Source organism: Ensifer sp. 2TAB8 (assembly GCF_052115125.1).
Classification (GTDB): domain Bacteria; phylum Pseudomonadota; class Alphaproteobacteria; order Rhizobiales; family Rhizobiaceae; genus Ensifer.
In genome coordinates this window covers 72,187-84,983 of the sequence record NZ_JBFRGB010000014.1, presented here as the reverse complement: position 1 = coordinate 84,983, position 12,797 = coordinate 72,187, and the positions used below count along the sequence as shown (strand labels likewise).

General features: G+C 62.7%; 10 protein-coding genes. 2 read left to right on the top strand and 8 right to left on the bottom strand.

Annotated features, from left to right (window positions below):
* Window positions 1–5 precede the first annotated feature (5 nt).
* Both leuA and AB4Z53_RS22120 read right to left on the bottom strand, forming a co-directional pair.
* Window positions 6–1,715 (bottom strand): 2-isopropylmalate synthase, encoded by a 1,710-nt coding sequence (gene leuA, locus AB4Z53_RS22125; protein ID WP_113535502.1) that lies wholly within the window; start codon window positions 1,713–1,715, stop codon window positions 6–8.
* Window positions 1,716–2,121: 406 nt separating this feature from the next.
* Window positions 2,122–2,706, bottom strand: coding sequence for an ATP-dependent Clp protease proteolytic subunit (locus AB4Z53_RS22120; protein WP_113535503.1), 585 nt, complete (start codon window positions 2,704–2,706; stop codon window positions 2,122–2,124).
* 238 nt (window positions 2,707–2,944) lie between these two features.
* Here AB4Z53_RS22120 and AB4Z53_RS22115 point away from each other — a divergent pair, with 238 nt between their 5' ends.
* Entirely contained in the window at window positions 2,945–3,523 is a 579-nt protein-coding gene (locus AB4Z53_RS22115; RefSeq protein ID WP_291158688.1) for a HupE/UreJ family protein, read from the top strand.
* 50 nt (window positions 3,524–3,573) lie between these two features.
* Here the strand turns inward: AB4Z53_RS22115 and queF are convergent, their stop codons facing one another.
* The 3 genes from queF to AB4Z53_RS22100 all read right to left on the bottom strand — a co-directional run bounded on the left by queF (window position 3,574) and on the right by AB4Z53_RS22100 (window position 6,656).
* Window positions 3,574–4,038, bottom strand: a complete 465-nt coding sequence (gene queF, locus AB4Z53_RS22110; protein ID WP_113535505.1) for a preQ(1) synthase — start codon at window positions 4,036–4,038, stop codon at window positions 3,574–3,576.
* Entirely contained in the window at window positions 4,035–4,958 is a 924-nt protein-coding gene (locus AB4Z53_RS22105) for a cation diffusion facilitator family transporter (protein ID WP_441597724.1), read from the bottom strand. Before AB4Z53_RS22105 ends, queF begins: the two co-directional genes overlap by 4 nt.
* 123 nt (window positions 4,959–5,081) lie before the next feature.
* Complete coding sequence (locus AB4Z53_RS22100; protein ID WP_441597723.1) at window positions 5,082–6,656, bottom strand: MFS transporter; 1,575 nt, start codon at window positions 6,654–6,656, stop codon at window positions 5,082–5,084.
* A gap of 170 nt (window positions 6,657–6,826) precedes the next feature.
* On the opposite strand from AB4Z53_RS22100, the gene AB4Z53_RS22095 reads away from it, so the two are divergent.
* Window positions 6,827–7,753 carry a LysR substrate-binding domain-containing protein gene (locus AB4Z53_RS22095; RefSeq protein WP_441597722.1) on the top strand — a complete coding sequence of 309 codons (927 nt, stop codon included), beginning with the start codon at window positions 6,827–6,829 and terminating at the stop codon, window positions 7,751–7,753.
* A gap of 104 nt (window positions 7,754–7,857) precedes the next feature.
* Here AB4Z53_RS22095 and AB4Z53_RS22090 read toward each other — a convergent pair whose 3' ends face one another.
* The 3 genes from AB4Z53_RS22090 to AB4Z53_RS22080 all read right to left on the bottom strand — a co-directional run bounded on the left by AB4Z53_RS22090 (window position 7,858) and on the right by AB4Z53_RS22080 (window position 12,433).
* Window positions 7,858–10,047 (bottom strand): anthranilate synthase, encoded by a 2,190-nt coding sequence (locus AB4Z53_RS22090; RefSeq protein ID WP_441597721.1) that lies wholly within the window; start codon window positions 10,045–10,047, stop codon window positions 7,858–7,860.
* Window positions 10,048–10,159: 112 nt separating this feature from the next.
* Complete coding sequence (gene trpLE, locus AB4Z53_RS22085) at window positions 10,160–10,204, bottom strand: trpE operon leader peptide TrpLE (RefSeq protein WP_178385070.1); 45 nt, start codon at window positions 10,202–10,204, stop codon at window positions 10,160–10,162.
* A 123-nt stretch (window positions 10,205–10,327) separates the two neighbouring features.
* The gene (locus AB4Z53_RS22080) at window positions 10,328–12,433 is read right to left on the bottom strand and encodes a TonB-dependent receptor domain-containing protein (RefSeq protein ID WP_441597720.1); all 2,106 of its coding nucleotides are present in this window, start codon (window positions 12,431–12,433) and stop codon (window positions 10,328–10,330) included.
* Window positions 12,434–12,797 lie beyond the last annotated feature (364 nt).

The following is a 12,797-nucleotide window of genomic DNA, read 5'->3' as shown; positions in this document are numbered from 1 at the left end:
TCCGATCAGCCGCGCTTCATGTCCAGGACGCGGTTTGCCGCCGAAACGATCGCTTCGAGCGAGGCAGCAACGATGTTGGTATTGATGCCTGCACCGAAGAGCTTTCCGTCCGGATGCTCCATCTCGACATAGGCGATGGCCGCCGCGTTGGAACCGTGCTGCAGCGAGTGCTCGGAATAGTCAGCGACCGAAAGATCGATGCCCAGATAGATCGACAGCGCGTTGATGAAGCCGTCGATCGGGCCTGTGCCCTTGCCTTCGATCCGCTTCACCTCGCCATTGTCGGTGATCTCGGCAGCGACCACGCGCACGCCCTTGTGCTCGCCCACCGGATAGGTGTGGTGGTCGACGAACTTGATGCGTGCGCCGGGCTGTTCGACATAACGCTCGATGAAGCGCTCGTAGATGCGCTTCGAAGGCAGCTCCTTGCCTTCCTCGTCGGTGATGCGCTGGATGTCTTCACGGAACTCGACCTGGAGGTTGCGCGGCAGGTTGATGCCGTAGTCCTCCTGCAGGATGTAGGCGATGCCGCCCTTGCCCGACTGCGAGTTGATGCGGATGATCGCCTCGTAGGAGCGACCGACGTCGCGCGGGTCGATCGGCAGGTAGGGCACTTCCCACAGCGGCTTGTTGGCGGTCTTGATCGCCTTCATGCCCTTGTTGATCGCATCCTGGTGCGAGCCGGAGAAGGCCGTGTAGACCAGTTCGCCGACGTAAGGATGGCGCTCCGGAATGACCATCTGGTTGGAATATTCGTAGACTTCCTTGATCCGCTCGATATCCGAGCAGTCGAGCTGCGGGTCGACGCCTTGCGTGAACATGTTCAGCGCCAGCGTGACGACGTCGACGTTGCCGGTGCGCTCGCCATTGCCGAACAGCGTGCCTTCGACACGGTCGGCGCCGGCCATCAGGCCCAATTCGGTGGCGGCAATGCCGGTGCCGCGGTCGTTGTGCGGATGCAACGAGATGATCAGGCTTTCGCGATTGTCGAGGTTGCGGCACATCCATTCGATCTGGTCGGCATAGATGTTCGGCGTCGCCATCTCGACGGTCGACGGCAGGTTCAGGATCAGCTTGTTGTCCGGCGTCGGCTTGACGATCTCGGTGACCGCGTTGCAGATCTCCAGCGCCACTTCGAGCTCGGTGCCTGTGAAGCTTTCCGGCGAATATTCGAAACGGTAGCCGCCGCCGGCCTTGGCCGCCATGTCGGTGATCATCTTGGCGGCATCGGTCGCGATCTGCTTGATGCCGGCAACATCCTTGGCAAACACTACACGACGCTGCAGCTCACTCGTCGAGTTGTAGAAGTGCACGATCGGCTTGTGGGCGCCCTGCAGCGCCTCGAAGGTGCGGGTGATCAACTCGGGCCGGCATTGCACCAGCACCTGCAGCGACACATCCTTGGCGACATTGCCCTCCTCGATGCACCAGCGGGCAAAGTCGAAGTCCGTCTGCGAGGCCGAGGGGAAGCCGATCTCGATTTCCTTGAAGCCCATGTCCAGCAGCAACTGGAACATGCGTGCCTTGCGGTCATGGCCCATCGGGTCGACGAGCGACTGGTTGCCGTCGCGCAAGTCAACCGAGCACCAGATCGGCGCCTTGGTGATCGTCTTCGACGGCCAGGCACGGTCGGTCAGTGCGATCTGCGGGTAAGGCTGATACTTCACCGCCGCTTCCGGCATGCCGTTCTTGATGGAATGGGATTTCTGGATCATTGCAGCTTCTCTTCATCACTGAGCGCTCTGGCCGCCTTGCCATACCCGATCGAGGATCGGATTGCGATGGCTAATGCCGCGGCGAGCGCGCCTTTATCCTAAAACTCTTATGGATTCGAGGAGCATCTGCCGGCGTGGCTTTTCGGCCGCCGGGCGCTCCTCAGCGAACCCGGCAACCGCGAGTAAGGCCGAGAAGAAGAAGCGAGGCGAAGGCGCGCAGCGGCGCACGATTGTCATCGTGTGCGGCAGAGATCGTGGCGATCCGATATGCGTCAGCCTTGGTCATGGTCAAAGCCTATACACGGCTTGCCGGACCGGAGCAAGCCGCGCAATGCGCGTAACTCGCGGCAAAAGAAAGGGCACCGGCGTGAGCCGATGCCCTTAATACCCATCGGTTCAAGCGAACTCAGATGTCCGCAGCCGAGGAGATGATGCGCGAAACGAGACCGTAGGCCTTGGCTTCGTCAGCCGAGAGCCAGTAGTCGCGGTCCGTGTCCTTGGCGATCTTTTCGACCGGCTGGCCGGTCGCCTCGGAGAAGATCTTGTTCAGGCGATCGTTCATCTTGATGATCTCGCGTGCCTGGATCTCGATGTCCGAAGCCATGCCGCGGGTGCCGCCGGACGGTTGGTGCAACAGGAAGCGGGTGTTCGGCAGGCAGATGCGGCGCTCCTTGGGGGCGCCGACATAGATCAGCGCGCCGGCGGAAGCGACCCAGCCGGTACCGATGGTCCAGACCTTCGGCTTCACGAACTTGATCATGTCGTGGATGCTGTCACCCGACTCGACATGGCCGCCCGGCGAATTGACGAAGATGCGAATGTCTTCGTCGCTGGCCGCGGCAAGCGCCACCAGCTGCGAGCAGACCTTCTGCGCCAGTTCCTGGTTGATCGTGCCGTAGATGAAAATCGAACGCGACTTGAAAAGGTTCGCCTCCGTTTCCTTGCCAAGCGGCAATTCGGTCTTCTTGTCGTCCTCGTCTTCGTCGTTCATCCGTTTTTCTCCGGCGTCTCATGAATTCTTCAGCCAAAATCAGATAATGCGACTCGGCCACGAAAACAATGCAACAAACGGAAGGGGCAACAAAGCGGCAGCGCGGACTACGCTTATGGTAAAAACTGCTATCGCCAGATGCCGTATAGACAGGTCGGGAAAGGCCAATAAGATCAACCGTGTCAGACAACTACCGGACGGGCCACCTCCCAGGCACCGCCGACCTATGGGGACACGCATGAACAGACGCATCCTGATCGCCGCTGCGGCGCTGGCGGCTTCCGCCGCGCCCGCCTTCGCCCACCTCAATCCGGCAGAGCATGGCTCGTTTGCCGTCGGCTTCTCCCATCCGCTCTTTGGCATCGATCACATCCTGGTCATGGTCGCCGTCGGCCTTTGGGCGGCCCAGATCGGCGGTCGTGCCCTGTGGGTCGTGCCGACAGCCTTCGTCTCGATGATGGCGGCGGGCTTCGCTCTGGCGGTGGCCGGCGTCGGCCTGCCCTTCGTCGAGCCGGCTATTCTCGCCTCCGTGGTGGCGCTCGGTCTGCTGGTCGCCATGGCGGTGCGCCTCGATACGGCAGCGTCCGCAGCGATCGTCGGCGTCTTTGCCCTCTTCCACGGTCACGCCCATGGCGGGGAACTCGGCAGTGCCGGCGCGCTTTCCTTCTCGGTCGGCTTCATCGCCGCAACCGCCGCGCTGCATGTTGCCGGCATCGGCCTTGGCATCGCGCTTCAGCGTCTCTCCGGCGGCGGCTTGCTGGCCCGCATCCTCGGCGGCCTCACGGCGCTTGCCGGGGCCGCTTTGATCTTTGGCTGACAAGCCTCAGCCAAAATGAACAATGGCGGGCCAGGCCCGCCATTTTCGTTTCAGCCGCGACCGCGATAGGTCGGCACGCCTTGGTCGGGCAGCCACAGGCCTTCCGGCGGCTTGCCGGTCTGCCAGAAGACATCGATCGGGATACCGCCGCGTGGATACCAATAGGCGCCGATCCGAAGCCAGCGCGGCGAAAGCAGCGAGACCAGCCGGCTGGCGATGTCGATGGTGCAATCCTCATGGAAGGCGCCGTGGTTGCGGAAGGAATGCAGGAACAGCTTCAGCGACTTCGATTCCACCAGCCATTCGTCGGGCACGTAATCGATGACGATATGCGCGAAATCCGGCTGGCCGGTCATCGGGCAGAGCGAGGTGAACTCCGGCGCGGTGAAGCGCACCAGATAGTCCTTGCCCCGGTTGCCACTCGGCACCCGCTCCAGCACTGCCTCTTCCGGGCTCTGCGGCAGATCCACCTTCGCGCCCAATTGCGAAAGGCCGGATACGTCGGTCTTGCTCATTTCCGTGTTGCTCCACTCACCTTGACGCGCACGCCGTGCGCCTTTTCACCTTCCGGCTCCACATGGATCGCGATCCTGGCGCCCGGATGCACATCGCGGATCGCATCCTCGATCCGGTCGCAGATATCATGCGCCTCGCCAACCGGCATCACCTCCGGCACGACCATGTGGAAATCCACGAAGATCGCAGGTCCTGCCTGGCGGGTCTTGAGGTCGTGCACGCCGAGCGAACCCTTGGCATTGGCCGCGATGGCCTGCTTGATCGCCTCTTCCTCTTCACTCGAAACGGCCCGGTCCATCAACCCGTCGATCGAACGGGAAATGACTTTCCAGCCCTGGAACAGAATATTGCAGGCAACGATGACCGCAAGCAGCGGATCGAGGATCGCGTAACCGGTGGCGATGGCAAGAAGAAGGCCGACGAGCACCCCGGCCGAGGTGACCACGTCCGACAGGATGTGATGCCCGTCGGCGCTGAGCGCGGGCGAGCGATAGCGCGCCCCGGCGCGGATCAGCACGTAGGCCCAGATCGCATTGATGACACCGGCAATGAAGTTGATCGCAAGTCCGAGCGCCGGCGCTTCGAGGAGCACCGGCGAGAACATTGCTGGGACCGCTTCCCAGACGATGAGGAGTGCCGCGACCACGATCAGCACGCCTTCGATAACGGCCGAGAAATACTCCGCCTTGTGGTGACCGAAGGGGTGGCCCGCATCGGCCGGCTTGGAGGCATAGCCGATCATCAGATAGGCGATGACCGCCGCGATCACGTTGACGGTCGACTCCAGCCCGTCGGACAGAAGCGCCACCGAGCCCGTCAGCCACCAGGCAAGCAGCTTCAGGCCGAGCACGGCGAGCGAGAGTGGTATGCCCCAAAAAGCAAGGCGGAGCACGGTGCGGTTTTCGGTTCCAGTCGTCATTGTCATTCCTCGTGCAGATGCAAACGAGTTGCAAACGCAAGCCCATTCAAACGCAAAACCGCCCGCGCGAAAATTCGCGCAGGCGGTCGATGGACAAGCATATGCTGGATTAAGCGCCGCTTGTCAAAGATTGGATCGGCTGGTTCCGGTTTCTCCGCAGGCAATCGCCTCGAAGGATAGCGCGTCTGCTTCGATTTCGTCGTCATCGACCGCCTTGTCGCCCCGGCCAATGAAAAAGAATACGACCGCCGCGGTCGCGACCGTGATCACGGTCAGCAGCAGAAGCAAGGCGCTGAACGCATCGCCATAGGCCCGGAGGAGCGCAGCGTGCGATGTCTCAGGTGCAAGAAGCGCGGCCTGCGCCAGGTTGCCGGTCACGATGCGTTGCGCCATCGCTCCAGCGTTCGCGCCCGCCTCCGCCCCCAGGTTCGATGCCGTAAGCGCGGAGAGGATCGCGGTGACGATCGCGAGCGCAATGCCCTCCCCGGCCACCCGTGTCGTGCTGAAGATCCCCGTCGCCATGCCGGCGCGCTCCTTCGGAACGACACTGACGGCAAGCCCGTCCATCAGTCCCCAAGGCAGGCTGATGCCAAGACCGATCAGGAGCAGCGGTGCGAACAACGTGGACGGTTCGGACCCCACCGGAAACCGGCCGAGCCAGAAAAGCCCCACCGCCGACAGCAGCAATCCCACGCCGCAGATCGCGGCGGGCCTGAACCAGCGGGTGAGCAGCCCGGCGGCAATCGGCAGGATCAGCAGCGGCGCGGACATGGCGATCATCATCCGCCCACCGGCAACGGCACTCATGCCCTCGATGCCGATGAAGCGCACGGGAAGTAGGATGAGCAACACGACGAAGCCATAGGCCGGAGCAGCCGCCAGCAGTTGCACGCCGACAAAGCGCGGATAGCGGAAAAGCGTCAAATCCAGCATCGGCCGCGCGACCGAACGTTCGATCCGCCAGAAGGCCAGAAAGAGGAGCGCCGATGCCCCCAGCATGGCGATCACGAGCGGATGGCTCCAGCCGCTTTCCGGACCTTGCAGGATGCCGAAGGTGAGTGCAGTGAGCGCCGCCGTGAAGCTCGCGGCCCCCTCCCAGTCGAGGCCGGCGGCATCGGGATCACGCGTCTCGCGCAGGAAGACCGCGCCGAGCGCCAGCGACAAGCCAGCCAGTACCACGACGAGCGCGAAGATTGCCGGCCAGCCGAAGGCCTCGACCATCAGCCCGGAGGCGATCGGCCCGAAGGCAAGGCCGACACCGAAGCTGGCGCCGACCAGGCTGAAGGCCCGGAGCCGCTCGTTCTCTTCGAACTCCTGCGCGAGCGACGCCATGCCGCCGGAAAAGGCCGCTGCCGCCCCGATGCCTTGAAGGGCGCGCAAGGCATCGAACCAGACGATGTTGCCGGCGAAGGCGAGGCCGATAGAAAACAGAAGGAAGGCAACGAGCCCGCCGAGGAAGATGCGCTTGCGACCATAGCTGTCGGCAAGCGCACCGGCTGCCATCAGCGAACTGCCGAAGGTCAGCATGAAAGCGTTGGTGACCCAATTGAGTGCAACGGGATCGGCACCAAGGCTGCGGCTGATCGACGGCAATGCCACCGCCGGCCCGGTGAAGGTGAGCGGCATTGCCGCCGCCGCACAGCAAACAGCCAGAAGTACGAACCGGCGCCCGCGTTTATCTCGAATTTGTTCTCTCATGCCCCGTTCCATCGGTTCGAGCAAAGGAGATACCCGCCTCGCGGAACCCGTCCGGACGTCAGCACTTGCCGGGTATCGATTGACGGACGCAGGATAGTTTCGACATAATCGGATGAAAATCACGCCAATGTGCCGATCATACCGGAACATAACGCTCGAATGGAAAAGCAATGGATCGCCTGAGCGGCTTGACCGCTTTCGTCCGCACCGCCGATCTCGGCAGCTTCGTCGCCGCCGGGCGCGTGCTTGGCCTGTCCGCTTCAGCGGTTGGCAAGGCCGTCACCAATCTCGAACGAGAGCTCGGCGTCCGCCTGTTGCAGCGCTCCACCCGCAGCATAAGGTTGACCGAGGAAGGCCGGCTCTTTCATGAGCGCTGCCGCCGCATCCTCGACGATCTCGACGACGCCGAGGCATCGTTGGCCCAAGCGGTGGCCGTGCCACGCGGACGGCTGCGCGTCAGCGTGCCGATCGTCAGCTACCATTTGCTGTTACCGGTGCTGCCGGAATTCGTGCGGCGCTATCCCGAAGTCGAACTCGATCTCGACTTCAACGACCGCATCGTCGATCTGATCGACGAAGAAGTGGATGTCGCCATCCGTAGCGGCGTCCTGCCGGACTCCCGGCTGATGACCCGGGCGCTGCGCCCCTTCCAGCTTCTGCTCTGTGCTGCGCCGGCCTATCTCGACCGACACGGCACGCCCGAATGCCTGCGCGATCTCGATGGCCACCACGCGATCCGCTTCCGTTTTCCCAATAGCCGCAAGCTGCAGGAATGGCCGATCGCCATGCCGCCGGGCGGACCCGAGCCGCAGATCAAGACCGTGCTCAACTGCAACAACATGGAAGCGCTGAGCGGTGCCGTCCTCAACGGCCTCGGCATCGGCTGCCTGCCGGATTTCCTCGCGCGCCAACCGCTCAGCGATGGCCGGCTCCGCACCGTGCTTGACGCCTATCTCGACGCCCCCGGGCAGTTCCATCTTCTCTGGCCGTCAAACCGGCACCTCTCCCCGAAGGTCCGCGTCTTCGTCGATTTCCTGAGCGAGCGACTGTTCGCCGATCGTTGCGAGCGCGCGCCGGCCGTCGAGGCGACACGGTAGATACGAAAAAGGTGCCACCCCATCGCGGAAGCGGCACCTTGGTTTGGTCAAATCGTCACCAATGTCCCCGCGCCGGCATCGCCGGAGTGGGAGCGTTCAAGCGATCAGGCCGCCTTGATCTTGGCGCGCTTGGCGAGATGCGCCACCACGTTCTCGATCATCCGCATGCCGGCGTCGCCGCCAAGCGTCATGATCGATTCCGGATGGAACTGCACGGCTGCCACCGGCTCCTTGGTGTGCTCGATGCCCATGATCGTGCCATCTTCGCTTTCGGCGGTGATCATGAAGTCCGCGGGCAGGCTCGCTGGATCGGCAAAGATCGAGTGGTAGCGACCGACAGTCACTTCCTTGCCGAGACCGGAGAAGACGATGCCCGGTTCCAGCACGCGGATGCGCGACGGCTTGCCGTGCATCGGGACCGCCAGTTGGCGCAGATCCCCACCATAGGCTTCAGCGAGTGCCTGCAGGCCGAGGCAGACGCCGAAGATCGGCAGGTCACGCGCGCGCGCCTTCTTGATCGTCGCCTTGCAGTCGAAATCCCTGGGGTTGCCCGGTCCGGGAGAAAGCACGACGAGATCCGGTTTGACGCGATCGAAGATCTCTTCCGCAACCGGCGTGCGCACCGTTGTCACGGTCGCCCCCGTCTGGCGGAAATAGTTGGCCAACGTATGAACGAAGCTGTCCTCGTGATCGACGAGCAGGATGTTGACGCCAGCACCGACCGCCGCGACATCGCGACCGGCTTTGCCGGCGTTGGCGGATTTCGCGTCGCGGATGGCAGCGATCATGGCGGAGGCCTTCAGTTCGGTTTCGGCTTCTTCTTCTTCCGGGTTTGAATCATAGAGCAGCGTCGCCCCTGCCCGCACCTCGGCGATGCCGTCCTTGATGCGGATCGTGCGCAGCGTCAGGCCCGTGTTCATGTCGCCGTTGAAGCCGACCATGCCGATGGCGCCACCATACCATGCGCGCGGGCTCTTCTCATGGCTTTCGATGAAGCGCATGGCCCAGAGCTTCGGCGCACCGGTAACCGTGACGGCCCAGGCGTGGCTGAGGAAGCCGTCGAAGGCATCCATGTCGTCGCGCAGGCGCCCTTCGATGTGGTCGACCGTGTGGATCAGGCGCGAATACATCTCGATCTGGCGACGGCCGATGACCTTGACGGAACCCGGCACGCAGACGCGGCTCTTGTCGTTGCGGTCAACGTCCGAGCACATGGTGAGTTCGGATTCGTCCTTCTTCGAATTCAGCAACTTCAGGATCTGTTCGCTATCGGCGATCGGATCGTCACCGCGCTTGATCGTGCCGGAGATCGGGCAGGTCTCGATGCGGCGACCGGAGACGCGCACGAACATCTCCGGCGACGCGCCGACCAGATACTCCTGGTTTCCGAGATTGATGAAGAAGGAATAGGGCGACGGATTGATCGCCTTCAGCCGGTTGGAGATTTCCGAGGGCTTACTTTCGCAGCGCTCGAAGAACTTCTGGCCCGGCACCACTTCGAACAGATCGCCGCGACGGAAGCTCTCCTTCGCCTTGACGACGAGCTCGGCATATTCGCCCGGGCGATGGTCGCCATGCGGCGGAATGCTGTCGACCGTCTGGAACGGTTCCGATGCGATATCGTCCGACTTGCCCTCGGTGGCGCGGCCGTCCTTGGCAAAGTCATAACGGTCGATCCACGCCTTGGCTGCGTAGTGGTCGACGACGAGGATCTCGTCCGGCAGGAACAGCACCATATCGCGCTGGTCGTCGGGACGCTTCAGCTTCAGGTCGATCGCATCGAACTGGAAGGCAAGGTCGTAGCCGAAGGCGCCGTAAAGGCCGAGGCTCGCATCCTCGGCCGAATGGAAGAGGTTGGTTACGGCGCGCAGCACGCTGAACACGGTCGGCATCTTCGAGCGCTCTTCTTCGGTGAAGACGCGGTCCGGCGCGTTGATCGTGAGATCCAGGCGACGGCTGGTCGAAGCGCCGAGCGTGATGTCGGAGACGGTCCTCAAGTGCTCGGCGATGATCGACAGCAGCACTTCGCCGCGGCCGTTATAGGCTTCGATCCAGAGCGAGCGGCCGAAGGAGGAAATGCCGAGCGGCGGATCGACGACGGCCGTGTCCCAACGGGTGTAGCGGCCGGGATATTCGTAGTTGGAGGAAAACACCGCGCCGCGGCGTTCGTCGAGCTTGTCCACATAGCTCGCGATCGCCTGGCCATAGGAGGCCTCGCGCCGCCTGCGCGTCACCGTAATGCCGCCTTTGGTGGTGTAGCTCTCCGCGCCGTCCTCGAGAATTACCGTTGCCATTCGCCTCGCTCCGTAAAAGCCCGGTCCTTGAGCGGCCCAAACATGAAAAAAGCCGCCTCGACATCTCCGGGCGGCTTCATCTCTCAATCACGCATGACTGGTCAAGGCCGCTTCAGCGAGCCCACCACCAGATCGAAATGTTGCGTGCGTTTTCCATGGGCGAAAGTGTTAGCGTGGGTTCCGGCGGTGCGCAAGCGGGAAAACGACGGCGAATACGGCGGTTGCGGCAAAAAAGAGGCGGTTCTCTCGAACCGCCCCGACTGGAGTTGGACTGATACTATCAGAACTTTGCCTTCGCCGTAACCAGGAACGTGCGGCCGCGGCCCGTATCGATCGCGCTGCCGGCAATCGTGCTCGACGACGGCGTGTAGGTCTTGTCGAAAAGGTTCGTCACCGTCGCCGTCACCTCCAGGCCACTCTCGAACTTGTAGTTCGCGAAGAGGTCGACGAGGCCGTAGCCCGGAACGTTCGGCGGCGTGCGGTTGATCTCGCCGACAAAGGCGTTCGATACGGCATAGAGACGCGTGCCGACCGTCAGGCGCTGGTCTTCGAGGACGCGGGCACCGAGCGTTGCGCTGAGGATATTGTCAGGCAGGTAGCTCTGGACGCCGAAGCCGTTCACCTGTGACGGCAGGTTGCTGTCGGTGTAGGTGTAGGCGAGATCACCGAAGACATAACCGGCATCGTAAGCCGCCTGGAGTTCGAAGCCCTGCACCGTCGACGTGCCGGGATTGTTGACGAAGAAGATCTGGCGGCCGCCGCCGAGCAGGGCTGCGGTGATGTAGTTGTCGATGCGGTTGTGGAAGTAGTTCGCCTTCAGGCGCAAGCTGTCGCTCGGATCCAGCAGCCCGTCGAAGGAGAAGTTGGCGCCGATTTCCCAACCCTTCGAGATTTCAGGCTCGAGGAACGGGTTGGGGAAGAACGACTGGCCGCTCGGCCCCGGGTGCGTGCCGCCGGCGAAGGTCTCGTTGACGGTCGGCGAGCGCGAGGTCTCCGCATAGGTCACATAGGGCTGGAACCAATCCGTCGGGTTGAGCGCGACGGTGATGCTCGGGTTGAGGCGACCCTCGGACTTGTCGACCGTATAGGGGCCAGCCGGCAGGCCGATCGGGTTGCCGGCGACCACGGCACCCGAGCCATCGAGGCTGAAGTGGTCCCACCGCAGGCCAGCCGTCAGGTCCAGCATGCCGTAGGTGAAGGTCGTGTTGCTGAAGACGCCGGTCGTGGCATTGGTGCCGCTGCCGTTGACGCCAGCGCCCGGCCGTGCGGTGCTGTTGATGACGTTGTAGTCGTCACGGAAGTATTCGACGCCATAGTTCGCCTTGACGGCAACGTCGCCGAGATCGAACAGCGAGGTGTTCGAGATATCGAAGCCTTTGCCCGTGTCGGTGATCCGACGACCGGCAGCGGTACCGCCGCCGCGAACATCGGTGTCGTACTTCATCTCCAGCCGGTTCCAGTAGGCATTGGCGCGGAAGTCGATGAGCTCGTTGTCCGGCGTGTAGGAGTAGCTCGCTGAAACGGTCTGGTTCTTCACGTTCTGGAAGTAGGAATTCGCGAAGAAGTCGTTGTCGTAGGTAATGCCGGTGAGCTTGAAGGTGTGGTCCTTGTCGGGCGTCACCTCGAACTTCAACAGGCCGGAAAGCAGGTCCTCCTCGGTATAGGGCACCTGCACGCCATTGCCGTTGTCGTAGTTGCCGGGATCGGCCTTGCTGATACCGCCGAGCACCGAGAACACGTCGTTGAAACGGTAGGCGCCGATCAGCGATTCCGACCAGCCGGCACCGTTGGTGCCATAGGTGGCCGAAGCGATGCCGCCGTAGTTCTTGCCGTCCTGGATCAGGTCTTCGACGTCATAGGTCTTGAAATTGACAGTACCGGCCAGCGCACCGCCGCCGACACCGGTCACGGCGCCGCGGGTGACGTCAATCTCGGACAGGAATGCCGGATCGAAATAGGCAAAGCCCTGGGCTTCATGGCCGGTGAAGCGGAAGTTCTGGCGCACGCCGTCGATCATCATGTTGACTCGGCCGGAACCCTCAAAGCCACGGATGTTGACCGCGACGCCCGGGTTCTGCGGGTTGTTCGCGGTCGAGGTGCCGGGAACGCCACGCAGCAGGTCGTCGGTCTCCTGCCCCGATTGCAGATCGATCTGGTCTGTCGTGACGACGCTGACCGGGCCCGCCTTGGCATAGGGGTCAGCGGTGCGCGAGCCCTTGGCAACGATCGGCGACAGGTAGGTCTCGCCCTTCTTGGTCTCCTCGGCCTTTTTCTCTTCCGGCTTTGCCTGGGTTGTCGCGCTCTGGGCGAACGCGACGGTAGCGAATGAAATTGCAAGAGTTGTCGTGCAAGCCAACAGGGCCTGGCGACGATGCCGGGTGAGCATGGACCAATCCTTTGAGGTTCGAGGCCGGGCTTGCTGTTGAGCGGCAAACTCAAGGGGCTGGCTGGGCGCGTTCTGGGCGTTGCGACAATGTCGTCGCCTCATTTATGCCGCATAAAAAACATGAGTATCTTTGTCAACATACAAAGACCCTCCCCACAATTTATGGGGTCGTGCCAAACTGAGGCGTTGCCAAACTGCAACGCTTTTGCCGGAGAGCTGGTCCGGGAAGGGCATGGTGCTTGTGGGTTTCCGCCCGCCTCCCGCGCTAACCCATGAGAATCGATCACGATTATGATTTGGGTCAGGACGCTCCAATTCGCCGTGATCGCATGCAACCAGATCCGCTTCCGTGCGTTCCCTCCGC